The 22,870-nt window shown below is 43.1% G+C and carries 23 protein-coding genes; 13 read left to right on the top strand and 10 right to left on the bottom strand.

The features are described from left to right. Window positions 1-57: 57 nt before the first annotated feature. The 8 genes from VEJY3_RS01015 (at window position 58) to VEJY3_RS00980 (ending at window position 9,035) form a co-directional block, all read left to right on the top strand. Complete coding sequence (locus tag VEJY3_RS01015; RefSeq protein ID WP_014230603.1) at window positions 58-732, top strand: YjbF family lipoprotein; 675 nt, start codon at window positions 58-60, stop codon at window positions 730-732. Then, entirely contained in the window at window positions 729-1,493 is a 765-nt protein-coding gene (locus VEJY3_RS01010) for a capsule biosynthesis GfcC family protein (RefSeq protein ID WP_014230602.1), read from the top strand. Before VEJY3_RS01015 ends, VEJY3_RS01010 begins: the two co-directional genes overlap by 4 nt. After that, window positions 1,490-3,688: a YjbH domain-containing protein gene (locus VEJY3_RS01005; RefSeq protein ID WP_014230601.1), complete on the top strand. Its 2,199-nt coding sequence runs from the start codon at window positions 1,490-1,492 to the stop codon at window positions 3,686-3,688. Before VEJY3_RS01010 ends, VEJY3_RS01005 begins: the two co-directional genes overlap by 4 nt. Before the next feature lie 123 nt (window positions 3,689-3,811). Further along, a complete protein-coding gene (gene rfaD / locus VEJY3_RS01000; RefSeq protein ID WP_014230600.1) occupies window positions 3,812-4,753 on the top strand; it encodes an ADP-glyceromanno-heptose 6-epimerase in 942 nt (313 codons plus the stop codon). Between the two features lie 133 nt (window positions 4,754-4,886). Continuing rightward, complete coding sequence (gene lpxM / locus VEJY3_RS00995; RefSeq protein WP_014230599.1) at window positions 4,887-5,867, top strand: lauroyl-Kdo(2)-lipid IV(A) myristoyltransferase; 981 nt, start codon at window positions 4,887-4,889, stop codon at window positions 5,865-5,867. Between the two features lie 7 nt (window positions 5,868-5,874). Beyond that, entirely contained in the window at window positions 5,875-6,939 is a 1,065-nt protein-coding gene (waaF, locus tag VEJY3_RS00990; RefSeq protein ID WP_041170289.1) for a lipopolysaccharide heptosyltransferase II, read from the top strand. Next, entirely contained in the window at window positions 6,933-8,183 is a 1,251-nt protein-coding gene (gene waaA, locus VEJY3_RS00985) for a lipid IV(A) 3-deoxy-D-manno-octulosonic acid transferase (protein ID WP_014230597.1), read from the top strand. Before waaF ends, waaA begins: the two co-directional genes overlap by 7 nt. 3 nt (window positions 8,184-8,186) lie before the next feature. Beyond that, the gene (locus VEJY3_RS00980) at window positions 8,187-9,035 is read left to right on the top strand and encodes a glycosyltransferase family 2 protein (RefSeq protein ID WP_014230596.1); all 849 of its coding nucleotides are present in this window, start codon (window positions 8,187-8,189) and stop codon (window positions 9,033-9,035) included. Window positions 9,036-9,253: 218 nt separating this feature from the next. Here the strand turns inward: VEJY3_RS00980 and VEJY3_RS00975 are convergent, their stop codons facing one another. The 4 genes from VEJY3_RS00975 to VEJY3_RS00960 all read right to left on the bottom strand — a co-directional run bounded on the left by VEJY3_RS00975 (window position 9,254) and on the right by VEJY3_RS00960 (window position 12,771). Next, on the bottom strand, window positions 9,254-10,222 hold the full coding sequence (locus tag VEJY3_RS00975; RefSeq protein WP_014230595.1) for a hypothetical protein: 969 nt from the start codon (window positions 10,220-10,222) through the stop codon (window positions 9,254-9,256). Between the two features lies 1 nt (window position 10,223). After that, the gene (gene glf / locus VEJY3_RS00970) at window positions 10,224-11,333 is read right to left on the bottom strand and encodes a UDP-galactopyranose mutase (protein WP_014230594.1); all 1,110 of its coding nucleotides are present in this window, start codon (window positions 11,331-11,333) and stop codon (window positions 10,224-10,226) included. Window positions 11,334-11,668: 335 nt separating this feature from the next. Next, complete coding sequence (locus VEJY3_RS00965) at window positions 11,669-12,376, bottom strand: 3-deoxy-D-manno-octulosonic acid kinase (protein WP_014230593.1); 708 nt, start codon at window positions 12,374-12,376, stop codon at window positions 11,669-11,671. 8 nt (window positions 12,377-12,384) lie between these two features. Further along, on the bottom strand, window positions 12,385-12,771 hold the full coding sequence (locus tag VEJY3_RS00960) for a diacylglycerol kinase (protein WP_014230592.1): 387 nt from the start codon (window positions 12,769-12,771) through the stop codon (window positions 12,385-12,387). Window positions 12,772-12,962: 191 nt separating this feature from the next. Between VEJY3_RS00960 and VEJY3_RS00955 the strand changes: the two genes are divergently transcribed. Then, entirely contained in the window at window positions 12,963-14,078 is a 1,116-nt protein-coding gene (locus VEJY3_RS00955; RefSeq protein ID WP_014230591.1) for a glycosyltransferase family 4 protein, read from the top strand. 112 nt (window positions 14,079-14,190) lie between these two features. Here the strand turns inward: VEJY3_RS00955 and VEJY3_RS00950 are convergent, their stop codons facing one another. Next, a complete protein-coding gene (locus VEJY3_RS00950) occupies window positions 14,191-15,195 on the bottom strand; it encodes a glycosyltransferase family 9 protein (RefSeq protein ID WP_014230590.1) in 1,005 nt (334 codons plus the stop codon). A gap of 408 nt (window positions 15,196-15,603) precedes the next feature. Here VEJY3_RS00950 and VEJY3_RS00945 point away from each other — a divergent pair, with 408 nt between their 5' ends. Genes VEJY3_RS00945 through coaD form a run of 3 tightly spaced genes read left to right on the top strand, consistent with a single transcriptional unit; the run spans window position 15,604 to window position 18,175 of the window. After that, window positions 15,604-16,671 carry a glycosyltransferase family 9 protein gene (locus tag VEJY3_RS00945; protein ID WP_014230589.1) on the top strand — a complete coding sequence of 356 codons (1,068 nt, stop codon included), beginning with the start codon at window positions 15,604-15,606 and terminating at the stop codon, window positions 16,669-16,671. Then, window positions 16,668-17,699, top strand: coding sequence for a glycosyltransferase family 4 protein (locus tag VEJY3_RS00940; RefSeq protein WP_014230588.1), 1,032 nt, complete (start codon window positions 16,668-16,670; stop codon window positions 17,697-17,699). Before VEJY3_RS00945 ends, VEJY3_RS00940 begins: the two co-directional genes overlap by 4 nt. Further along, window positions 17,696-18,175: a pantetheine-phosphate adenylyltransferase gene (gene coaD, locus VEJY3_RS00935; RefSeq protein WP_014230587.1), complete on the top strand. Its 480-nt coding sequence runs from the start codon at window positions 17,696-17,698 to the stop codon at window positions 18,173-18,175. Before VEJY3_RS00940 ends, coaD begins: the two co-directional genes overlap by 4 nt. A gap of 89 nt (window positions 18,176-18,264) precedes the next feature. Here the strand turns inward: coaD and mutM are convergent, their stop codons facing one another. The 5 genes from mutM to radC form a co-directional block, all read right to left on the bottom strand. Then, a complete protein-coding gene (gene mutM / locus VEJY3_RS00930) occupies window positions 18,265-19,074 on the bottom strand; it encodes a bifunctional DNA-formamidopyrimidine glycosylase/DNA-(apurinic or apyrimidinic site) lyase (protein ID WP_014230586.1) in 810 nt (269 codons plus the stop codon). A gap of 95 nt (window positions 19,075-19,169) precedes the next feature. After that, window positions 19,170-19,646, bottom strand: coding sequence for a hypothetical protein (locus VEJY3_RS00925; RefSeq protein WP_014230585.1), 477 nt, complete (start codon window positions 19,644-19,646; stop codon window positions 19,170-19,172). A gap of 185 nt (window positions 19,647-19,831) precedes the next feature. Beyond that, the gene (rpmG, locus tag VEJY3_RS00920) at window positions 19,832-20,002 is read right to left on the bottom strand and encodes a 50S ribosomal protein L33 (RefSeq protein WP_004410866.1); all 171 of its coding nucleotides are present in this window, start codon (window positions 20,000-20,002) and stop codon (window positions 19,832-19,834) included. Window positions 20,003-20,015: 13 nt separating this feature from the next. After that, entirely contained in the window at window positions 20,016-20,252 is a 237-nt protein-coding gene (gene rpmB, locus VEJY3_RS00915; RefSeq protein WP_005384783.1) for a 50S ribosomal protein L28, read from the bottom strand. A gap of 303 nt (window positions 20,253-20,555) precedes the next feature. Continuing rightward, window positions 20,556-21,230 carry a DNA repair protein RadC gene (radC, locus tag VEJY3_RS00910; protein WP_014230584.1) on the bottom strand — a complete coding sequence of 225 codons (675 nt, stop codon included), beginning with the start codon at window positions 21,228-21,230 and terminating at the stop codon, window positions 20,556-20,558. Window positions 21,231-21,517: 287 nt separating this feature from the next. Between radC and coaBC the strand changes: the two genes are divergently transcribed. Beyond that, window positions 21,518-22,717 (top strand): bifunctional phosphopantothenoylcysteine decarboxylase/phosphopantothenate--cysteine ligase CoaBC, encoded by a 1,200-nt coding sequence (gene coaBC / locus VEJY3_RS00905; protein WP_014230583.1) that lies wholly within the window; start codon window positions 21,518-21,520, stop codon window positions 22,715-22,717. Window positions 22,718-22,870: the final 153 nt, after the last annotated feature.

The following is a 22,870-nucleotide window of genomic DNA, read 5'->3' as shown; positions in this document are numbered from 1 at the left end:
AGTCGATTAATAATCGCCCTGATTTATTCAGGGCGATTTTATTTTCAAGAGGGAACAATGAATATCTTTCGAACAATAAAGTGGAAGCGCCTACTTGTTATCCTACCGGTATTGAGTCTTATGTTCGGATGTACGCAAAAATTCAATGATGTGTCCGCAACCGTTCAAGAAGCTTATGGTAACTACATCGATGTAGAGCTCTCGCCGCTAGAAATTGAAGCCGTACCTTACGCTAGCGCCTATCTTAAGATAGGCAATCAAAAACAAATTTTTGTCGTTCTAGCCTTTGCAGATAAAAACCCACTTACCGGTAAAACGCAACTGAAATGGGTAAGTTCAGATAGAGCTATGGTGGTTACCGAGAATGGCCATATTGTTAAAACCGTAAACTTGCAGAACAATAATATAGCTGGTGTGCATGGTCAAATACCTGCTTACACGCCAACAAATACTGAATATCTACTTTCTTATGACTGGGAAGAACAATATCGATACGGATTTCCTGCTCACATTACTCGAACCTATCAAGGTAAAGAAGTGATCACAACACCACTATCCTCAACGTTAGCCAATGTCTATCGTGAATCCGTTGAGTTCTCAAGCCTATCTGAAACCGTTGAAAACTTTTACTGGGTAGATGATAAAGGGCAAGTCGTGAAGACCCTACAGCACCTAGGACCAAATATGGTACCTATTGAGTTAACGATACTGAAAGGATACAGCAAATCATGAGTAAACGACTGTTACCTTTATTAGTTGTCGCTTTGCTAGCTAGCGCAAGTGCTACTTGTGTTTCGGCTCGATTAGCCCCTGATAATGTTTCATATTTAAACGTTGATTTAGTTGGTGTGGGTAAACAGTTGCAATTCGAACAACGAGCTCGATTAGTAGATGTTCTAAAGCAGGCACAACAGCAAAACCTTCGTTTACAATACCCCCTCGGAACAACGTTATTTGACAGTTCTGAACACTCATTACGAGAATCAACAGCGTTAAAAAACTCGGTATTGAATCAAATGATTCAGCATAACCTGGTCGCTCACCCGTTTTATAAATACATCCAAAAACATCAGTTTGCTCCACGTTTATTCTCTGCTGTTGATTTGGATGACATCCGCTTAGATAAATTTAATAACCCCCTCATAAGTGGTGACCTAACGCTCGTATCTCCGCAGCGAGAAGAAAAAGTTATTTATCTAGGAAACTTAGAACAAGTCTATTCAGTTAAAGAGCAAGCAGGTATTACTCTAAAACAACAAGTTGCAAACCTAAAGAGCGACATTGGTGAACTGGCACACCCACCGATCCTCATTTATCCCGACGGAAAAGTCGTTCACCCACACCACGGTTCTTGGTTGACGACGCAATATTATCTGCCGCCATTGACCATGGTTTATATCCCATATGAGGAGTTTGAAAGCTCTGAAATGGATCAGGATATTGTTAAGTTACTTACACAACTAAAGCCAACCTCAACTAAGAGTCCACTATGACGCTGATTAGAAACACTTTAACCCTTTCGTTAATGGGTCCGGCATTAGTTTGGGCTCAAGATGTGCCGTTTGAAGCTCCACCATTACAGCCATCACAGATGGACTTTGGCGGTGTAGGTCTAATGCAAATGCCAACTGGTCGTATGGCACCAGAAGGAGAATTTAACTTTGCTGTCAATTTCAGCAATGAATACCAGTTTTATAATGTCACACTTCAAGTAATGCCATGGCTGGAAGCTACCCTTCGTTATACTCTCGCAAATGATCTTTTCTATAGCGATGACCCTGACTACTCAGGGGATACAAAATACACAGATAAAGGCGTCGATTTCAAAATTCGCCTCTTAGAAGAATCACAGTACTTACCAGAACTTTCGATTGGCGTTCGTGATTTTGCCGGTACGGGTCTGTTTGATGCCGAATATATTGCTGCAACCAAACGCTACTCTAATTCCAACGTAGGGACGTTCGACTTTACTTTGGGTATGGGCTGGGGTTACTTAGGTACCCGTGACAATATTACCAACCCAGCTTGTAAAGTTTTAGACCGCTACTGCAACCGCCCATCAGACTTTAAAGGAAACAGTGGCAGCGTAGATTATGAACGTTGGTTTAAAGGCTCAACTGCTATATTTGGTGGTATTGAATACCAAACGCTTTACGCACCGCTGCGCTTTAAACTGGAATACGACAGTAATGATTACAGTGAAGACTACCCTGTTGTTCGTGGTGGTACAGACATGACACCACACACGCCATGGAACTTCGGCGTACTTTACCGTCTGGGACACATGGCAGATCTGCGCGTAAGTTATGAGCGTGGGGATACCCTCGTAGCAGGTTTAAATCTGTACACTAACTTCAATAGGATGCCATCTTTCTGGCGTGATACACCAACGCCAAAGGCAGAAGATAACCAACCGGCAGAACTTTCTCAGGTCGATTGGGAGCGTGTAACGGAAGACTTAGATAAGATTGCAGGCTATCAAAATACAAAAATATACGCGAAAGATAATACAGTAGCGATTGTCGGTGAGCAGAAGAAATACCGTGACCGCAATGAGGCACATGAGAAAGCCGCCGCCGTGTTAACTAACCAAGTACCTGAAAGCGTTGATACCTTTACTATTAATGAGCGAAACCGTGGATTAGTTACCAGCCAAACGGTGATCTCTAAAGATAAGTATCGAGATTACGCGCAAGTAAACTACGTAAATCCCAAAATCGAGGATGCAGTTTCATCATCAAACAACAAGCCTCAAGGTGAAGCAACCTACGATGGTTATAAACGCTTTGACTGGGGTTTTGCACCTAAATTAGTTCAAACTCTGGGGAGCGCAGAAGACTTTTACCTGTTTAGCGTTGGTTTAAATGGTAATGCTTCGTACTGGTTAACTGACAACCTAGAAATAGGCGGCTCGCTTTACTGGGATTGGTACAACAACTACGATAAGTTTGTTTACGTAACACCACCAGATGGTACAACAATTCCACGTGTACGTACCATGTTCCGTGCTTACCAAAATGAGAACGACATAACCATGTCAAACCTACAGCTAACTTGGTTCCAAGAATACTCGGATACGATAGACCAGCAGTTCTACGCGGGTTATCTAGAAAGTATGTTTGTTGGTGTAGGTACGGAGCTCTTATACCGCCCGCAAGGCTCAAATTGGGCCATTGGTGCTGACGTTAACTTAATTTCTCAACGTGACCCACAAAGTTACCTTGGCGTTTACACCGACAAATGGCAGAACATTCCTGAGTATGGTCGTCCGTTCCAAGTTATTGATAAGGGCTTCACTGGATTTGTATCCGGCTACTACTACCCACAATGGGAATTCCTGTCTGATACGATGATCCAATTGGATGTTGGTCAATTCTTAGGTGGTGACAAAGGTGCTCAGTTGAATTTCGCCAAGCAGTTCAAGAGCGGCGTAATCGCTGGCGTATTTGCGTCTGTGAGTGACTTGTCAGCCGAGGAGTTTGGTGAAGGTAGTTTTACAAAAGGCTTCTATATTTCAATCCCTTACGACATCATGACCGTTAAACCAAGCAACAACCGAGCAAACTTTAGTTGGCAGCCACTGACTCGTGATGGTGGTCAGAAGCTGGGTCGCAAATACAGCTTGATCGAACTAACAGATGAACGAAACCCTTGGTACCAGCGACCAAACCATTCGGATGAGAAGTAACTAACGCGAGGGCCTAGACTATTAGGCCCTACTCCCTATAACCTTTCTTTACCGCTTCAATAGCGCTGTATAACGTTTCTTGCTAAAATTCCTGAGAAAATTTTAATCTATGGTGGAAGTTCTATGATCATCGTAACTGGTGGTGCTGGCATGATTGGCAGCAACATTGTTAAAGCTCTCAACGCAGCTGGTATGAACGATATTCTGGTTGTCGACAACCTAAAAAATGGTAAAAAGTTTAAGAACTTAGTTGATCTGGACATCACAGATTACATGGATCGTGACGACTTCCTTACCCAAATTATGGCCGGTGATGATTTCGGTCCTATCGAAGCAATTTTCCATGAAGGTGCTTGTTCTGCAACCACCGAGTGGGATGGTAAATACATGATGCTAAACAACTATGAGTACTCAAAAGAGTTATTGCATTATTGTTTAGACCGTGAAATTCCATTCCTTTACGCCTCTTCTGCTGCCACATACGGTGAGACAGACACCTTTGTTGAAGAGCGAGAATACGAAGGCGCACTCAACGTCTACGGTTATTCTAAGCAACAGTTTGATAACTACGTACGTCGCTTATGGCAAGACGCTGAAGAGCACGGTGAGACCCTATCTCAAATCACTGGCTTCCGTTACTTCAATGTTTACGGCCCTCGTGAAGACCATAAAGGAAGCATGGCATCCGTTGCCTTCCACCTAAATAACCAGCTAAATGCAGGTGAAAACCCGAAACTCTTCGCTGGTAGTGAGACCTTTAAGCGTGATTTCGTCTACGTCGGCGATGTATGTAAAGTCAACCTGTGGTTCTTTGAAAACGGAGTATCAGGCATCTTTAACTGTGGCACAGGACGCGCGGAGTCGTTTGAAGAGGTCGCGAAAGCGGTGATCACTCACCACGGAAAAGGTGAAATCGAAACGATTCCTTTCCCTGAGCATCTAAAAGGCGCTTACCAGGAGTTCACTCAAGCTGATCTGACTAAGCTACGCTCAGCAGGCTGCGACGTAGAATTCAAAACGGTTGCAGAAGGTGTCGCTGAATACCTAGCTATCCAAAACCGCTAAGCATCTTTGTTCTCAATTATGAGGTGGCGGTGATTATGACCTGCCACCTTTACTCAGCTTCAATAGCCTGTATCATTTCCTTTATCTACATTTAAATCACTCGTCTCCATACGTATAGGTAACAAGACACCCCATGACCAATAAACGTGATGATTTCGATCCCAAAGCCTATAACCCTGAGTTTGAACGCCACTTTCTATCGCCTAAATATTGGGGAACCTGGCTCGCTGTTTTTAGCTCAATTCTTATCGCATTGCTGCCCCTCGCTTTTCACCAGTGGCTGGCAAAAGTGCTAGCATCACGTTTAGTTAAATCTAAAGCAAACTCAGTCAACAACGTAAAGACCAACTTAGCCTTGTGTTTCCCACAGTTAAGTGAACAAGAGCGTGACCAACTGGTTTACAAAACGCTTTATACTGCCGGCGTATTTACTCTTAGATTTGGCTTGGTCTCTTTGCGTTCACCCGAATGGCTGCAATCAAAGTGTGACTTTGTAAACTCCGAACAGTTGCTCGACCTAACTGAGCAAAATCAAAAAGTGATTTTATTAGTGCCGCACTCTTGGTCGATTGATATACCTGCGGTACTACTTGCCTCACAAGGCTTACCTGTTTCTGCGATGGCGAAAAGACAGAAAAACCCAGTAACAGACTGGCTGATGCATCGCCAACGCGTGCAATATGGTGGCCGTGTGTACGAACGCTCTGGAGGGATTAAACCCTTCATCAAATCGATTAAAGACGGTTACTTGGGCTACTATCTACCAGACCAGGATCATGGTGCTGAACTCAGTGAATTTGTGGACTTTTTCGCGACGACGAAGGCAACCCTGCCAGGTCTGACAAAACTGGCGAAACTGTCAAAGTCCAAAGTAATCCCGACTTTTGCCTCACTGGATCCGGAAACTGGTCGCTTTAGTATTGAGTTCATGCCTCCACTGACGCTTCAGGAAACCGACTGCGACGATGCTCGCTCACTCAATGAAGCCGTTGAGTACTTTGTGACGAAAAATCCAGAGCAATACATGTGGACACTGCGTCTACTGCGTACTCAGGCGGATGGCAGCAATCCATACAGTGAAATGCGTGAGCATGGCTTTATTAAAGAGAAGTGATATCAACATGTCGAAAAACAAAATTCTAATTATTGGTCCTTCTTGGGTTGGCGATATGGTGATGTCGCAATCCTTATATATCGTTTTAAAGCAACTAAACCCTGAAAGTGAGATTGATGTGATTGCGCCCGGTTGGTGTAAACCAATCTTAGAGCGTATGCCTGAGGTAAACCAATCGATACAAATGCCGATTGGCCATGGTGAGTTTAACCTGCTGGGGCGCCGTGAAATTGGTAAAACACTACGTGAGAAGAAATACGACCACGCTTATATCCTGCCAAAATCTGCGAAATCCGCTTTGATTCCATGGTTTGCCAATATACCACTTCGTACCGGTTGGAAAGGCGAGATGCGTTTTGGCTTGCTGAATGACATTCGTCCAAACATGAAGTCATTCCAATATATGGTGGAGCGCTATGTGGCCTTGGCTTATCCGAAATCGGAGATGGTGGACTCATCATCACTAGGTGGACTAGAGACGCTGCCGCGCCCTCGCCTAGCTATCAATACTGAAGAGCAACAAGCCACTATCCAGAAGTTCAACCTAAATAAAGAACGCTCAATTATTGGCTTGTGTCCAGGTGCAGAATTTGGCCCGGCTAAGAAGTGGCCAGAAACGCATTATGCGGAAGTTGCCACACAGATGTGCAAAGAAGGCCATCAAATCTGGCTATTTGGTTCACAAAAAGATCTTGAGACGTGTAACGGAATTCGAGCACTGGTTCCGCCACAGTTCCAACAGCATATTCATGTTCTAGCCGGACAAACTAGTTTAATTGAAGCCGTTGATTTACTGGCTGCGTGTAAAACGGTAGTAGCAAATGACTCGGGCTTAATGCACGTCGCAGCCGCGGTCGGTTGTAGTGTCGTTGCTGTGTATGGTTCGACATCACCAAAATACACGCCGCCACTTGCGGACAAAGTCGAGATTGTTCATACCGATATTGACTGTCGCCCATGTTTTCAGCGTGAATGCCAGTTTAACCACCTTAAGTGCTTGACGGAGTTGTCTCCGAAACAAGTACTTAACAGTATCCAAAAGCTCGAAGCCATTACCATTAGCTCATGTTAATTCGTCTGATATATACGTTACTGCTGGCACTAGCGTCACCAATTCTTTTGTTTGGTTTGTATAAGAGCAAGCCAAACAAGCCTAAATTTGGTCCGCGCTGGAAAGAGCATTTTGGTGTCACGCCCAAGCTCAATACTGATCAACGCCCAATATGGATTCATGCCGTATCGGTTGGTGAAAGCATCGCTGCGGCACCGTTAATAAAAGCATTGAAAAAGCAGAATCCTGAACAGGCGATTTTGGTTACTACAACAACCAGTACCGGGGCTGAGCAGGTGGCAAAATTAGGTGATTTAGTTGAACACCGATATATGCCTATCGACTTTAGCTTTGCGGTAAAAGGCTTTTTAAAGGCTGTAAATCCAAAGCAAATGCTGATCATTGAAACCGAGCTTTGGCCAAATACCCTGAACACGGTGCACAAAGCGGGGATTCCAATTACTGTGGTCAACGCCCGTTTATCTGAAAAGTCATGCCGAAACTACGCTAAAGTGCAGCCGTTATTTAACCTTTTGCATCCAAAACTTACTCAGGTGTTGTGCCAAACCGAATCGGATTCTGAGCGTTTTTCTCGCTTGGGCGTCGATAGTAATAAGCTATCAGTTACTGGCTCAATCAAGTTTGATATCCAGATCTCAGACGACGTGAAAACGAAGGGTAAAGAATTGCGCTCTGTTCTTGGAGAACACAGACCCGTTTGGATAGCGGCAAGCACTCATAAGGGCGAAGATGAACAAGTACTTAACGCACATAAGAAACTACTTGAATCTTATCCAGAAGCCTTATTGATCTTAGTCCCTCGCCACCCGGAGCGTTTTGATAGCGTCTTTGAACTTTGTCAGAAACATAGCTTGGAAACCATTCGCCGTACCTCACAGTCAGACGTAGCTGAATCAACTCAAGTTTACCTCGGCGATACCATGGGTGAGATGTTGATTTTAATAGGCGCAGCCGATGTCTGCTTTATGGGTGGGAGCCTAATTGGTGATAAAGTTGGCGGACACAACGTTCTGGAACCAGCCGCACTTGGCGTGCCAGTTATTACAGGGCCGAGTTACTTTAATTTTACCGAAATTGTTGCCAGTTTATCTCAAACTGAATCTCTAAGTATCATCGAAGATAGCTCTCAATTAGCGGAATCCATAACTGATATTTTCTTCAACCCAAGGAAAATCGCTAACTCAGCGTTAGGTGCAACAGAAAGCCCTCTTGCGAAAACCATCCAGTTACTTGTTAAGGAATAAATTTTGGCGAAAACAGGCACCATACTTATTGTCTTGTATAACAAAAAGATCTCAGAATCGACTACTTATCAAAGTCTTATTAAGTATCCAGGAAACCTCAATAACATAGACTTGCTTATTTGGAATAACGGTCCTGACGAGATAAACAAGAATTTAGATGAGAGCGATACCAAAAAATTTCGTAGTGTGACAATCAAAGAGGATCTATCTAACGCTGGGCTCGCAAAAATCTATAATTTCGTCTTCACCTTTAAAGAAAATGATTTCTTTGTGTTTCTCGATGATGACTCTAATTTATCTCCTACTTACATTAAATCCATTCTACATGTAGATAAAGATACATGTGCCGTCCCTATTCTTACTCACAATGGCCAGGTCCAAAGCCCAACATTAAAGAAAAAGAAAGTTGAAAGCACTGAACTGCCGGAAGACAGGAGCCGCTTTCGAGCTGTAGGCAGCGGTGTTGTGGTTGGAGCCAATGTTGCCAACAAACTCAAAGCTACGTACGGTAGCGTCTTTGACGAGCACTTTCTTTTGTACGGAGTAGATACAACCTTTTTTATCAGGTTAGAACGCGCGAAATTATTATCGCACCTCAAAGTGATACCTGGGTTTGAGCACTCATACTCTCGCCTTTCTACGGATCCAGATGCTATCAGTGACTTCAGAAAAAAAGAGCGAGCCTATGATGAAGGGCTTCGAGCACGATATTACAAAAGTAAATCAAGCTTAATCGTTTATACTCTTCGTACTGGGTTAAAAAGTTTTAAAAATCGCTTAACAGAAAAGGAAGACCTAGAGGGCTTTATATTTAAAGCAATAATGACTGGAAAGCACTACAGATATAAATAGTCAAAAACCTTTTTTACCATATGAATTGAAGGTGCCACTGACGGTGATATGACATCGCCAGTGACACACTCCAAAAAATCTTAACTTATAGCTAGCGTGGAGTATTAACGTATAAAAGCTAGTTCTTCTAAGCACTACTCTATCTGCGATCTACAAATCAAATTACGCTATAGTAAGCCAAGCAATTAGATTTTATTTTAAGTATAGATACACTTCACCTATAAAAACTTCTTTGCAAAATCAGCTACTTCTTTATGGAAGGTGGCCTTTTCTTCTCTAATTTTATTGCGGTAAAATTCAAAATCGTCCAGTGAACGTTCAAAGTGAGTAAAGACCTCATTAACTAACGAGCTAACTTCATCAATAAAGCCTTCACCAGATTCATTAAGTTTGTATTTTTTTGGAACAGCAATATCAACGGTATTTCCAGCACTGCCTTTTTCACCTGTGATTACAATACACTTTGCCATTGCGGCTTCACGAGGAATACGGTCTTTACCAGGGTGATTACCAAAATCAATGTAAACTTTGCTCTTGGCTAGCAAGTCAGCAACTTCCGCTGCTGTCATATTCTGAATCGGAGCAAACTTTACAGATGGCATTGCAGCTATTAACTTATTCGTAGTTTCTATGCCTTTTTTGGGATTGTAACAAATAACATTTTCTTTCTGGTTGATATCAACTTGCCTGGTTAAGTGCTCTTCACCAAGATAATCACTTAAATGAAAGACATCAGAAATACCATGCTGGTTTAAAAACAATTCACCGTAGTAGCTCTGTGTCAAGTGTGAATATTGTTTGAGCTCATCCATCGGTAAAAACTTTGGATTATTTGTCACATTGCTTCGATACCAATGTTTTATATGCTTGAACAGTGTATTGGGATGAGATTTAAAGTAGTTATCAACCGATAACCACCAGACGATCTTTCTTTTTCCTTCTACCAAATTCAAATATTTGGTTGCCGCCTCAGGTACAATAACAGTAGCCTCACGACACTCCTCTAGCGTGGCTAATGGCACATTATAATGTGCGTAAGCAGAAGGTGTTTGATGTTTTTCCGTAAAGGGGTAGTAAAGAATTTTAGCATCGACATTTAACTGGGTCAGAGCATCCACAAACTGGTGAATCAACTCTGGACCACCAGTCACACTATTCGCTGGGCAAAGAACAATAGCTTTATCCATATTAAGATTTCCCTTCCATCTCATTAACTTTGTTCAACGCACTACGTATTACCTGATGCATATCGTAGTACTTATACTCAGCAAGACGACCACCAAAAAAAACATCTTCAGACTCATTTTTAGCTAGCTGGCGATACTTTTTAAACAGCGCCATATTCTTCTCATCATTCACCGGATAGTATGGCTCATCACCTGGTTTCCACTCAGAAGGATATTCTTTTGTAATAATAGTATGTTCAGTATCTACTGGGTCAAAATGCTTATGTTCGATGATTCTGGTAAAAGGAATTGAGCGCTCTGTATAATTAACAACGGCATTACCTTGATAATTAGCAATATCCATTCGTTCGTTCTGAAACTCTAATGAACGATATTCTAATCGACCAAGTTGATTATCAAAGTACTCATCGATTGGCCCAGTATAAATTACCTTTTTAGCCATTGATTTAAAGCGAGCTTTATCCGATAAAAAATCGACACCTAATTGCACCTCTGAATTTTCTAACATCTTTTCGATTAGATTGGTATAACCACCAATAGGCACACCCTGGTAACGATCGGAAAAATAATTGTTATCATAAGTCAAACGCACCGGCAAACGACGAATGATGAAAGCAGGTAGATCCACACAATCTCGTCCCCACTGCTTTTCGGTATATCCTTTGATCAAGGTTTCGTAAATATCTCGTCCAACCAGAGAGATCGCCTGTTCTTCTAAGTTTTCAGGCTCTTTATTTGCCATTTCCTGTCGCTGCTCTTGTAACTTTGCTTCAGCTTCGGCCGGCGTTCTTACTCCCCATAACTGGTAGAAGGTATTCATATTAAAAGGCAAATTGTAAAGTTTACCTTTGTGATTAGCTAACGGTGAGTTAGTGAAGCGGTTAAACTCCACTAGATCGTTCACATAGTCCCAAATAGCTTTGTCGTTTGTATGGAATATGTGCGCGCCGTACTTGTGCACCTGAATCCCACCACTGTCTTCAGTGTAAACATTTCCACCAATATGTTGTCGTCGATCTATCACAAGCACCGAACGACCTTGCTTCGTCAATTCATTAGCGCATACGGCACCAAATAAACCGGCACCTACTATTAAATAATCATATTTCATAACTGTTATTCCGAAGCACATGTTTGGCTTTCTATCGAATTCATCTGTAGCCTAAACTGGATTTATTTGATATCAAAGTCATAATCGGTCACCCATTGACTTTATATGCAGAGTCAAAGGGAACTTTGAGCTAAAATTTATCAGCGGTATCTTAACAAGAAATTTGACTAACCTGAACTCAGCGCAAAGAGGTTAGTCAAAGCTTTAGTAGTATGCAGTTATATCCCTTCAATTTTCGACAACTTCCGAGGAAAAAACATACCACTCTTCCACAACCCATATAGATCACTTACGAAACAGTAAGTTGATTGGGATTTGATTAATTCAAACTCAGTTCAATGATTAGCGGCTCCCTTAAGGAGGTATTCAAACTCCTCTTCTTGCCAATGAATTGAGCGTTTCTTAAGCTCTTTACGAAAGGAGCGCAACAATCTATCTAAATTGTGTTTTTGCCAGTCTGAGCCAGCTTGTTGGGAACATTTGTCGAAATCAATAATCCACACTTGCTTATCTGCATCAATCAGAATGTTGTGAATATTCAAATCGGTATGATTAACGCCAGCCTTGTGCATTTTGGCAATTTCTTGCCCAATCTTATGGTACATTTCTGCTGGTAAAGCCCCCTCTTGGAGGATACTTACTAAATCCTTGGCATTTGGTATACATTGGCTGAGTAAGTCCGCCTGGTAGGTTAATAAGCCTGTCTTGACCGCTCTTGCTGCTATGGGCTTCGGTACGTTCACACCGGCTTCCGTTAACGTAAGTAAGAGCTGAAACTCCGCCGCACTGCGAGTCCTTTCCCAACTAGAAAACCAATAATTATCTTTAACTAACTTTCCAAACAAACCACCACGTCGATAATGACGCAGCGCGGCTTGCATGGTACCAAGTTGGACAAACCAAGTGGTTCCACGCCCAGTTGCACTACCAACAACTGCGTTCAGACTCTGCCAGTATTCAATATCAAACAGCGTTTTTTCCGGCTCTGAAACTACCGATTCGTCATACCAAACTCGAGTATTGCCGTGTTTAAAAAGTTTCATGCTGTTCCTTAAAAGAAGAGGATCGTTAACCAAGTGAACCCGGCTAGCATTAGCGCTACCATTACGGCAGCCGAGCCAATGTCTTTTGCTCTGCCGCTCAATTCATGCCTCTCAATACCTATACGATCAACCACGGCTTCGATAGCTGAATTAAGTAACTCGACAATCAGCACCAATACGACACTTCCAAACATCAAAACACGCTCTATCGCCGACAAATCCAACAAAAATACGATGATGGCAGCGCAGACTAATAAGCCAACTTCTTGTCTGATGGCCGCTTCATGTTTGAATGCAGCTTTTATCCCTTTCGCGGAATAAAAAGTCGCATTGTAGATGCGCCTTAACCCTGTTTGACCAGGCTTTCCGGTAGTCTTTTCGTTATTTTTGTTCATGTCGCCCCATGATTGAATGATCGCCTAAACCTTCACGCGACGTATTCTACATGAGTACCAATGAAGCTGAAACGGGAACAAGCTGGCTGTTTGGCTTAAAAATAAACCCAGAACAGCATCTTTAATGAAGGACCTTTGGTAAACTTGGGTTTAAGCTAACATAAACACCATTTTCTGCTTTAGGGTTCATAATGAAGATTGCACTGATTCACATGCGTCACGCTAAGGTTGGCGGCACAGAACTGTTCTTAAATCAATTGTCCAAATACCTGTGCGAACAAGGTGAAGACGTCACCATTATTTGCCGTTCTCACGAAGAACCAAGTCACCCAAACATTAAGTTTGTCACACTAAAACCGCTCAGTATTGGTAAAGCGCATCGAGCCTATCGGTTTGCGAAAGCGGTTGAAAACCACGTCAATGAAAATGACTATGATATTGTTTATGCGTTGGGGAAAACCTGGACACACGACCTAATTCGCGTTGGTGGAGGCACTCGTAAACACATCGTTGATCTGAGAAAAGACAAGAAACCGACGCCAAGGGACCGCGTCTCCATGTATATCGAGCGTAAAGCCCTGTCGTCTGCCGATAATCTTTTCGTGGTATCGAACTCGCATAAAAGCAGCACCGAAATAATGGAAGATTATGGTGTCTCTCCAGATAAAATCGCCACGATTCATAACGCGGTTGATCTAAACCGTTTCTCACGTGAAAACTGCGCGACACAAGTAGCTGAGTTAAAAAAGAAACTACAAATTAACGATAAACACCCTATCTTTCTGTTTCTTGGTTCAGGTTATCACCGCAAAGGATTGGAGCCGACACTCAAGGCATTTAGCTTGCTGAAAGAAGAGGCAAGCTTGGTCATTGTAGGGAATGAACAGCACCCTCAACAGTACCAAGACCTGGCAAAAGAACTTGGTATTGAAGATAAATGCTATTTCTTAGGTAAACAAAACAATCCGGAAGTCTTCTTTAGCATGGCATCTTGTTATGTTTTCCCTACCAAATATGAACCATTTGGTTTTACTGCCATTGAAGCGTTATCAAGCGGCTGTCCAGTGATTACCACCGTCGACTGTGGTGCAAAAGAAGTGATGAACGACGAAGTGAGCTCGATTCTTGAGTCTGACTTTTCGACCGAAAAGCTCGCACAGGAAATGAGTCATTGGGCAGACAAAGCAAAGTCTAAAGAATTCCGAGCGGCCTGTCGTGAGTCAGTCGCACCGCTGGACGTGAATAACATTATGGAAATGAACTATCAGTTGATCAAACAAGCGTGGGAAAAGAAACAGCTAAAATAATATCACCCACATAATTCGATAAAATACAAAAGGCTTCGCACAACTGTTCGAAGCCTTTTAACATATAACGTTACGCGCAGAATCCATCGAACCCCGCTTAGCCTGAGCAAAACTATGCGGTTTCTAAGATCTGAGTCTCCCGACTCAACTCCATCAAAGATAAGCTACTTACCCTTTCTACAGATATAGATTCTATAGACTTACTACACTCAGATGGAAACACACACCAAGAATTATTGGTGCTGTGATACCAATCTGGTAGTACATAATAGGGGGATGTTGGAGACGCAGCTCTGGTATCCCACCCCCAGATCATCACCATTGGAACCTTCATCATTTGAAATATATGGCATGGACCACAGTCATTCGATAAAGTAAGTGCAGACTCGTGGGCAATATCGACCAGATCAGAAATAGAAGGAGAATGTTTTATCTCAAAAGGTAAACCGTGCAATAAACGCTCTACGATAGCTGCCTTTGAACTTTCCTGAGGACCGAGTATGATATTAATTTTGTCAATTTTGTCTGATTTTCGATAGATATCTTTCGCTGCTTCACAGTACCTTTCAATTGGCCAGACTTTAAAAGCTCCAGCGCCACCAGCTGGCACCAAAGTTAACGCGCTTGTCTTTGCATCTTGCCCGGCTTCTGAACCCAGCATATTGATTATCGTGGTATCGTAGTTAGTACCAAATGCGACATTGGCTAAATCGAGATTGTTTTTTGCGATGTACTGTCGACCTTTTGGCGTAAATAAATGCTTGCTATATAAACCACATTTATTCAAAAACTTGGAGTTACTAAACGCGTATTTTTCTTTTGTTTTCGCCAGCAGCAGTGCTGCATGAACACGCTCTGAGCCGGAGTAAATATTAAAAACTTTATCAAACTTATTCGAATTGATATTCGTTACTATTTTTAGAATATTCCAGCCTTTGTAATTAATGACGTTGTCTGCAAGTCCATTACAAACAAGAAGCTGACTGCTTTTGGCCTTGGTATAAATCGTAATATTTGCATCTCCAATCTCTTTTCTTATGGCGCAAAGCAATGGAATTTGCGTTGTGATGTTTCCAAATTGTGCTCTGTGTGGAACAAATACAGCCACGTTTGTCATTAATATATCCACCAATTACGATACGTATATGTCACCTTCCTTACTATAAAGACCAAAATATGAATCTAGACACGTAAGGCTAAGTAATATTTAAATTTATTCCTAATATAAAACAGAGAAATAATATCAAAAACTGACCTAGTTTTTACAAATAGCATTCCATTTTGTGCTCCTGAAACCAAAAATTCATCCTAGTTCAATTTATTGGCGAAAGCCTGTACCAAAATCAAACAAAAGGATTAAAAACACCTATCAATACTAAAGGGTTGGACCACTAAAAATTAGGATTGTTGCATACTCGTTCTTGGACCTTGACTCGCCAAATCACACAACTCAGGGTGATTTGGGTATACATTCTGTTGATGCAACTGCATAATTCAGAGATAAATAACAACCCTCTTCAGAGTCATGAGCCTTTTTAATAAACCACCACAGAAAATTTGTATTCTGAGACTCTCTGCTATTGGTGATGTATGCAACACCATCGCAGTTATACAAGCGATACAAAAACACTGGCCTACAACGGAGATCACCTGGATCACCGGAAAGCTAGAAGCTGAGTTGCTTAAATCGATTCCAAATATTAACGTAGTGGTGTTTAACAAAAAGAATGGCTTTTCCGAATATCTAAGAGTTTGGAAGCTACTTAAAGGCACTCGTTTTGATGCATTACTTCATATGCAATACGCCATCAGAGCGAGCGTTCTGACAATAGGAATCAAAGCCAAATACAAACTTGGATTTGATGCGAAGAGAAGCCAAGACGGGCAACGCTTGTTTACGAACGTGAAGGTTCCCTCTCCTGAATCCAATCATGTTTTAGATGGTTTACGCCAATTTGCGATTACGCTTGGTGTGCCTGAATTCACCCCATCATGGTCGCTAGAATATAATGATGATGCACGGAGCTGGGCGACGAAGAATCTATCCAACGAAAAAACAAACTTAGTCATTGTTCCTGGTGCGAGTAAGGCCTACAAAAATTGGACCGCTAAAGGGTATGCAGATGTGATTCATCATGCCGTGGCGAATAATCTAAATGTCATTCTTGCTGGCAGTCCTGCCCAAGTTGAAAAAGATCTTGGTCGTGATATTGAGAAAGCACTTGATGTGCCAGTTACCGATCTCATTGGTCAAAGTTCGCTGCAGCAAATGCTGGCATTGCTCGATAAAACCGATGTTTTGATAGCACCAGACACCGGCCCAACACACATGGCCAATGCCATGGGTACACCTGTTATTGGGCTTTATGCGCATCATAATCCAGAACGTACCGGGCCTTATAACTATCGATCGTTGGTCGTTTCAGCGTACAACGACGCGCTTTGGGCGGAAACCCAAAAACAGCCTTCTCAGGTTGACTGGCGTACCAGAGTTCAAGATGAAAAAGCGATGGAGAGAATTACCAGCGAGTCTGTCATCGCCATGTTGGATAAGGTGCTAACTAACCTTCAGAGCGAAAAGGTCAAAGCATGAATATCTGCCACGTGAATTTAGCGTCTGGGTATCACGGTGGTGAGAACCAAACTCTGCAACTTATCAAACAACAAGTTAAGTTAGGCTATGACCTCACTGTTGTCGCGAACCCTAAAAGCCCTTTTGCTGAAGCTGTCCACCAACTGGACGTAAAACTGGTGCTCGCGACGCACTTTACTAAAGCTCACTCAAAGTCAGTTACCGAAAATTGCACATTAATTCATGTGCATGAAGGCAGAGCAATTTACTGGGCCTTGATTCAACACATGTTGTATGGCACGCCATATATTGTCACTCGCCGAATAGACAACGCTTTAAAAAAGAAATGGTTAGCGAATCTAGCCTACTCCAAAGCAGCAGCAGTCGTCGGTTTAAGTACCGAGATTGTTCAGCGTGTTAATGATGCCTATCCCGCATTACAGACACATAAAATCCCAAGCTCTCCTGTCCAGTACCCTAGTGACGAGAAAACGGTTCAATCGATTAAACAAAGATTCGCAGGCAAGTTTTTGGTTATTCAGGCCGCGAATATGCTTAAACATAAAGGGTTTGATGTCACCATTTCTGCAGCCAAAAAGCTCGAAGAATCCAACCTACCCATACAGTTCTGCTTGCTCGGTGATGGTCCAGAGAGACCTGCTCTTGAGCAACAAGCTAGCGGACTTAATAACGTTAGCTTTGAAGGTAAACAAACGAATATGGGTGACTGGTTTAGCGCCGCCGATCTGCAAATTCACCCGTCATACACAGAAGGACTGGGCTCAGTGATCTTAGAAGGGATGTCTGCGGGCTTACCTGTGATTGGTGCGAACACAGGCGGAATCCCGGATATTATTGAACATGACTACAACGGTTTTTTAATCGAGCCCGGAAACGGCGATGCATTAACCGATGCAATCGTGAAACTCTATGAAGACGAACAAAAACGAGCCAGCTTCATACAAAATGGGGTTAAAAAGCTCGAAAAGTTCGATATTAGTTATACTTCCCAGCAGTACCTTGAGCTTTATAAGAAAATAGAAAAATGAAAAGAGTAATCTACCCAGGCACCTTTGATCCAATCACCAATGGGCATCTCGACCTGATCGAACGTGCGGCTGATATGTTTGATGAAGTCATTGTCGCGGTCGCCGAAAGTCCAAGTAAAAACACCATGTTTACACTAGAAGAGCGAGTCAGCTTTGTAAAAGATGTCACCGCACATCTAAACAATGTTACTGCCCAAGGCTTTTCCGGACTCATGGTGGACTTTGCACGCGATGTTAATGCGAACGTGCTAATACGCGGCCTGAGAACCACAGTAGACTTTGAATACGAATTCGGTTTAACCAATATGTATCGACGTTTATTACCTGGCTTAGAGAGTGTGTTTCTCACTCCGGCCGAAGAGTACGCATTTATCTCATCGACAATCGTCCGCGAAGTGGCTATTCATGGTGGAGACGTCAGTGCATTCGTTCCAAAAATAGTGGCGGACGCGATGCACAACAAAAAACGCAATTAATGAACAAGCCTGACTTAGCCATGCTAGGCTATTTCAGGCTTCAGCTTCTCCGCAATCCATTTATTTTAAAGCACTTCTAGCGAAAAGTTTTACTTCTGGCATTCCTCACAAAAGAAAGTATTACGCTGACCAATCTTTTGCTCTTGAAGTGGCTCACCGCATTCAGGGCAAGGCTCTCCTGCTTTTCCATAAACCAATAGTTCCTGGGCAAAGTATCCAGGTTTACCGTCTGCCTGTGCAAAATCCTTGAGAGTGGTACCGCCTTGGTTGATTGCGATTTCAAGAGTAGCTTTAATGTTGGTAACCAGTAACTTCCACTCTTCTGCCGTCACTTGACCCGTAGGTCTGGTTGGATGGATCCGAGATTTAAACAGGGATTCATTCGCGTAGATATTACCAACGCCGACCACGACTTTGTTGTCCATAATGAACTGCTTTACAGCAACACGCTTGCCTTGCGCTTTTTCTGCCACATACTCAGCATTGAATTCGTCAGTCAACGGCTCTGGCCCCATATGATCAAGTACGGTGTGAGACTCACCCGGCGCGCACCATAACCACGCTCCAAATCGACGCGGGTCGTTGTAGCGCAGTACTTTGCCATTAGTCAGCTTCAGATCCACATGATCATGTTTAGCCGGTGGAAAATCGGCATCAAGCACACGTAGCGAGCCTGACATACCCAGATGAACAATCGCGGTTCCCTTATCCGTCTCAATCAACAGGTACTTAGCACGGCGCCGGATTGCACGAATCACTTGCCCTTCAAGCTGTTTCAGTTCCTGGGGGATATCCCAGCGTAGTTTGGGGGTACGAAACACAAACGCCTGGATCGTTTGATCAAGCATATGCGGCGTGATTCCCATACGGCTGACTTCGACTTCAGGTAATTCAGGCATTGTTGGCTCCGTTCAATTGTCTATTCTTATTAATCTGCTCGGCTAGCATAATCGAAAACTCGTGGATAAATACAGGAATGATTCAAGCAGTCATATTACTTAGGAAGGAGGTAACCATCATCCACTGAAATCGCAATCCATTTATCTTGCCAGTTCTTGAACAGCCAAAAATCTCTTAAGCGGTAGAAGGTGATACGCTGTGGTTCATCAAGATCCTGATACCATACTTCTATCGACTCTGGCGCTGTAAGTTGACGCTTCAACGTCTCAAATTGCTGCTCAGTAAGCTCCGTGCCCTCTAAAGACTGCCAGCGAGCCACAAGCTCTTCAGAAGGAATACTCACTTTAATATTGGCCTGCCACTCGTCTTTCTTAAGTTCTAATTCCCAACCACTATAGTAAATCGCACTCACCTGATGATCAGATCGTAGTAAATTAGGATATGGATCCACTTCTTCTGATAATAAGTAGGTTTTGATCCACATCGGCGCATTTAAGATCACGATAAAAGCGATAACACCTAGGATAAGGATATTGTTCCATCGGCGACGACGAGCCGGACTAATGCGCATAATCACTCCTAATTTCTGTAAGTCACAGTAAATTAGCAAAGCAGATAAATATTGACTAGAAAATCTGTAAACAGATGCAGAAAGCAGTGAGGAAGAGTAATGGGGATGGGTGCTAGGAACTGGAGGTAATAAAAAACCCAACTCGAAAGTTGGGTTTTTCAATTCGTAAAAGAGTCAGAAACCAATTACTTGATTTTTGCTTCTTTGTACATAACGTGCTGGCGTACAACTGGATCAAATTTCTTGATCTCAAATTTGCCTGGCATGTTACGCTTGTTCTTATCAGTTGTGTAGAAGTGGCCAGTACCTGCAGAAGATACTAGACGGATTTTCTCACGAACGCCTTTCTTTGCCATTGCTTATTTCCTCTTAAACGTTTTCGCCACGTGCACGCATATCAGCAAGAACAGTATCGATACCTTTCTTGTCGATGATGCGCATACCTTTAGCAGATAGACGTAGTTTAACAAAACGTTTTTCGCTCTCTACCCAGAAACGATGAGTTTGTAGGTTCGGCAGAAAACGACGCTTAGTAGCATTTCGTGCGTGTGAACGGTTGTTACCCGTTACTGGACGCTTACCAGTTACTTGGCATACTCGTGACATGAATGTCTTCTCCAAAATCGTTTCAGCTCGATATCAACCTTGGTGGCCGAACCTCTCTATCTCTCAAAAAGAAGTTAGAGGTTAAGAACCGCTATGGAAAATCCATACAAGGCTATCAAAGGTCGCGCATTATACTAACTTGACATGCATTGCTCAAGACCCGAACAGATCCTTTTTACAGGTTTTCGTGATCTTTTTTTAGACAGCAGGTTTTTTCTAGCAGTCCAAGCTGAATTCAGTTTAAAATTTAGTGGCGTGGATGATAGCAGATTTTTTGCAACTAACAACCTAAAAAACGCACAGTTATATCCATCCTCTTTCAGCAAAAGAGACACTTTCTCCATCACCGATGACGAAATGGTCCAAAATGCGAATATCTACCAGTGCTAAAGCGTCGATTAAACGGCGAGTAATTCTTCTGTCAGACTGGCTCGGCTCCGCCACACCAGACGGATGATTATGAGCAAGAATCAAGGCTGCCGCGTTATGATGCAAGGCTCGCTTCACCACTTCTCGCGGATAAACCGACGCCGCATCCAACGTTCCTTCGAATAAGATTTCATCTTTTATAACGCGGTGCTGATTATCGAGAAAAAGAATATAAAAGGCCTCTCTTTGTCGATCTCTCAAAATCGATGAGAGGTACAACTTCGTCTGTTCCGGGCTGGTTAAGGCATCACCACGCTTTAAAGTTTCCGCTAAATAACGCTGAGTCATCTCAAGCACGGCTTGTAGTTGAACATATTTAGCTTGCCCTAAACCTTTATGTTGGCAGAAGTCTTTCTCTGACGCCGAAAACAGCTGCCTGAGCGAGCCAAAATCCTGAATTAGGAAATCCGCCAACTCAATCACATTCATGCCTTGCGTGCCCGTACGCAGAAATATAGCGAGTAATTCAGCATCGGTTAGCGCTTGTGGTCCTCTCTGGAGCAACTTCTCCCGAGGCATCGACTCATTCGGTAAGGATTTGAGTATCATCGACTGTCTCTTTATAGGTAAGAGCCCCTATTCCACAAAACAAAAAGCGAAAGTCGAGCATGACTTTCGTCTTTTTAGTTCCGTTCTGATTTTCTGTGTAATTTAATGGTTCATCAAAGTTTAAAATTACCAACTAGATCGTGAATTTTCAGCCGAATTATTGGGGTACGTCACTTCGAATTACGACCACATAATAGTGGCATAGCAAAGTAAGCAAACTAAATATACGCAGGCGGTAAGACTTTGAGTTGTGATAAACTCGTCGCCAGAAAAATTGGAGATCTCACATGCAAACACTAGCAGGAAAGAAAATTCTACTCGGCATCAGTGGCGGTATTGCCGCGTATAAATGTGCGGAGCTAACTCGTCGTTTAATAGAGAGAGGCGCACAAGTGCGCATCGTGATGACCAAGGCGGCTCAGGAGTTTATTACTCCACTCACCATGCAGGCGGTATCTGGCCATCCAGTCTCTGACAGTCTATTTGATCCCGCCGCTGAAGCGTCGATGGGGCACATTGAATTGGCAAAATGGGCCGATTTAGTCTTGCTCGCGCCAGCAACGGCTGATTTGATTGCTCGACTGTCGGCAGGGATGGGAAATGACCTGTTGTCAACTCTAGTGTTAGCCACTGATTCACCAGTTGCGGTTTCTCCGGCAATGAACCAACAGATGTATAGTAATGTGGCCACACAAGAGAACATCGCAACCTTGGCTCGTCGTGGCATGCACATTTGGGGGCCAGGCGCTGGCGAACAAGCATGTGGTGATATAGGTCCTGGCCGTATGTTAGAGCCAATGCAACTGGTGCATCTGTGTGAGCAGTTTTTTCAGCCTAAAGTACTCGAAGGAAAATCAGTACTGATCACCGCCGGTCCAACTCGCGAAGCGATCGATCCTGTTCGCTACATCAGCAACCACAGCTCTGGCAAAATGGGCTTTGCACTGGCGAATGCAGCAGTACAACTGGGAGCAAGAGTAACTTTGGTGAGCGGCCCAGTTAGTTTAACTACTCCATCGGGCGTTGAACGCATTAACGTCGCAAGCGCTCAGGAAATGTATGATGCTGTAATGTCGCACGCCACCAGCCATGATGCATTTATCAGCTGCGCAGCAGTAGCCGATTACCGACCAGAAGACATCGCGTCTCAAAAATTGAAAAAGACCGCAGACAACGACCAGATGGTCATCAAAATGGTGAAAAACCCTGATATTGTTGCGTCGGTTGCAGCCATGACAGACAAGCGCCCATTCACTGTCGGCTTCGCCGCTGAAACTAACGATGTCGAAACTTATGCTCGTGGTAAGTTAGTGAAGAAAAACCTCAATATGATATGTGCAAATGACGTATCGGTTGAAGGACAAGGCTTCAACAGCAACGACAATGCGATTACTCTTTTCTGGCCAGAAGGTGAACTCGCTCTCGCTTTAGAATCTAAAGAGGCACTGAGTTTTAAAATCCTCGAAAAAATGCACGCATTAATGTAATTAGTGCTCATTTTTTGATAAGAAACTGGCGAAAATTTAGTACAAACATGACAATTGAGGGTGTTGTAACTCCCAATCCACCCTCAGTAGTCTAGTTTGATCCGACTTAGCGTCTTATAATCCCCTCCGCTCAACTTTGTATTTTGAAAGGAA

This window comes from Vibrio sp. EJY3 (assembly GCF_000241385.1).
GTDB lineage: Bacteria > Pseudomonadota > Gammaproteobacteria > Enterobacterales > Vibrionaceae > Vibrio > Vibrio natriegens.
The sequence above is the reverse complement of the archived record's forward strand: the minus strand, read 5'-3'. Positions and strand labels throughout refer to the sequence as shown.

Coding starts and splice junctions, on each gene's coding strand:
- VEJY3_RS01015 (WP_014230603.1), top strand. CDS start 58: ATGAATATCTTTCGAACAATAAAGTGGAAGCGCCTACTTGTTATCCTA.
- VEJY3_RS01010 (WP_014230602.1), top strand. CDS start 729: ATGAGTAAACGACTGTTACCTTTATTAGTTGTCGCTTTGCTAGCTAGC.
- VEJY3_RS01005 (WP_014230601.1), top strand. CDS start 1,490: ATGACGCTGATTAGAAACACTTTAACCCTTTCGTTAATGGGTCCGGCA.
- rfaD (WP_014230600.1), top strand. CDS start 3,812: ATGATCATCGTAACTGGTGGTGCTGGCATGATTGGCAGCAACATTGTT.
- lpxM (WP_014230599.1), top strand. CDS start 4,887: ATGACCAATAAACGTGATGATTTCGATCCCAAAGCCTATAACCCTGAG.
- waaF (WP_041170289.1), top strand. CDS start 5,875: ATGTCGAAAAACAAAATTCTAATTATTGGTCCTTCTTGGGTTGGCGAT.
- waaA (WP_014230597.1), top strand. CDS start 6,933: ATGTTAATTCGTCTGATATATACGTTACTGCTGGCACTAGCGTCACCA.
- VEJY3_RS00975 (WP_014230595.1), bottom strand. CDS start 10,222: ATGGATAAAGCTATTGTTCTTTGCCCAGCGAATAGTGTGACTGGTGGT.
- glf (WP_014230594.1), bottom strand. CDS start 11,333: ATGAAATATGATTATTTAATAGTAGGTGCCGGTTTATTTGGTGCCGTA.
- VEJY3_RS00965 (WP_014230593.1), bottom strand. CDS start 12,376: ATGAAACTTTTTAAACACGGCAATACTCGAGTTTGGTATGACGAATCG.
- VEJY3_RS00960 (WP_014230592.1), bottom strand. CDS start 12,771: ATGAACAAAAATAACGAAAAGACTACCGGAAAGCCTGGTCAAACAGGG.
- VEJY3_RS00955 (WP_014230591.1), top strand. CDS start 12,963: ATGAAGATTGCACTGATTCACATGCGTCACGCTAAGGTTGGCGGCACA.
- VEJY3_RS00950 (WP_014230590.1), bottom strand. CDS start 15,195: ATGACAAACGTGGCTGTATTTGTTCCACACAGAGCACAATTTGGAAAC.
- VEJY3_RS00945 (WP_014230589.1), top strand. CDS start 15,604: ATGAGCCTTTTTAATAAACCACCACAGAAAATTTGTATTCTGAGACTC.
- VEJY3_RS00940 (WP_014230588.1), top strand. CDS start 16,668: ATGAATATCTGCCACGTGAATTTAGCGTCTGGGTATCACGGTGGTGAG.
- coaD (WP_014230587.1), top strand. CDS start 17,696: ATGAAAAGAGTAATCTACCCAGGCACCTTTGATCCAATCACCAATGGG.
- mutM (WP_014230586.1), bottom strand. CDS start 19,074: ATGCCTGAATTACCTGAAGTCGAAGTCAGCCGTATGGGAATCACGCCG.
- VEJY3_RS00925 (WP_014230585.1), bottom strand. CDS start 19,646: ATGCGCATTAGTCCGGCTCGTCGTCGCCGATGGAACAATATCCTTATC.
- rpmG (WP_004410866.1), bottom strand. CDS start 20,002: ATGGCAAAGAAAGGCGTTCGTGAGAAAATCCGTCTAGTATCTTCTGCA.
- rpmB (WP_005384783.1), bottom strand. CDS start 20,252: ATGTCACGAGTATGCCAAGTAACTGGTAAGCGTCCAGTAACGGGTAAC.
- radC (WP_014230584.1), bottom strand. CDS start 21,230: ATGATACTCAAATCCTTACCGAATGAGTCGATGCCTCGGGAGAAGTTG.
- coaBC (WP_014230583.1), top strand. CDS start 21,518: ATGCAAACACTAGCAGGAAAGAAAATTCTACTCGGCATCAGTGGCGGT.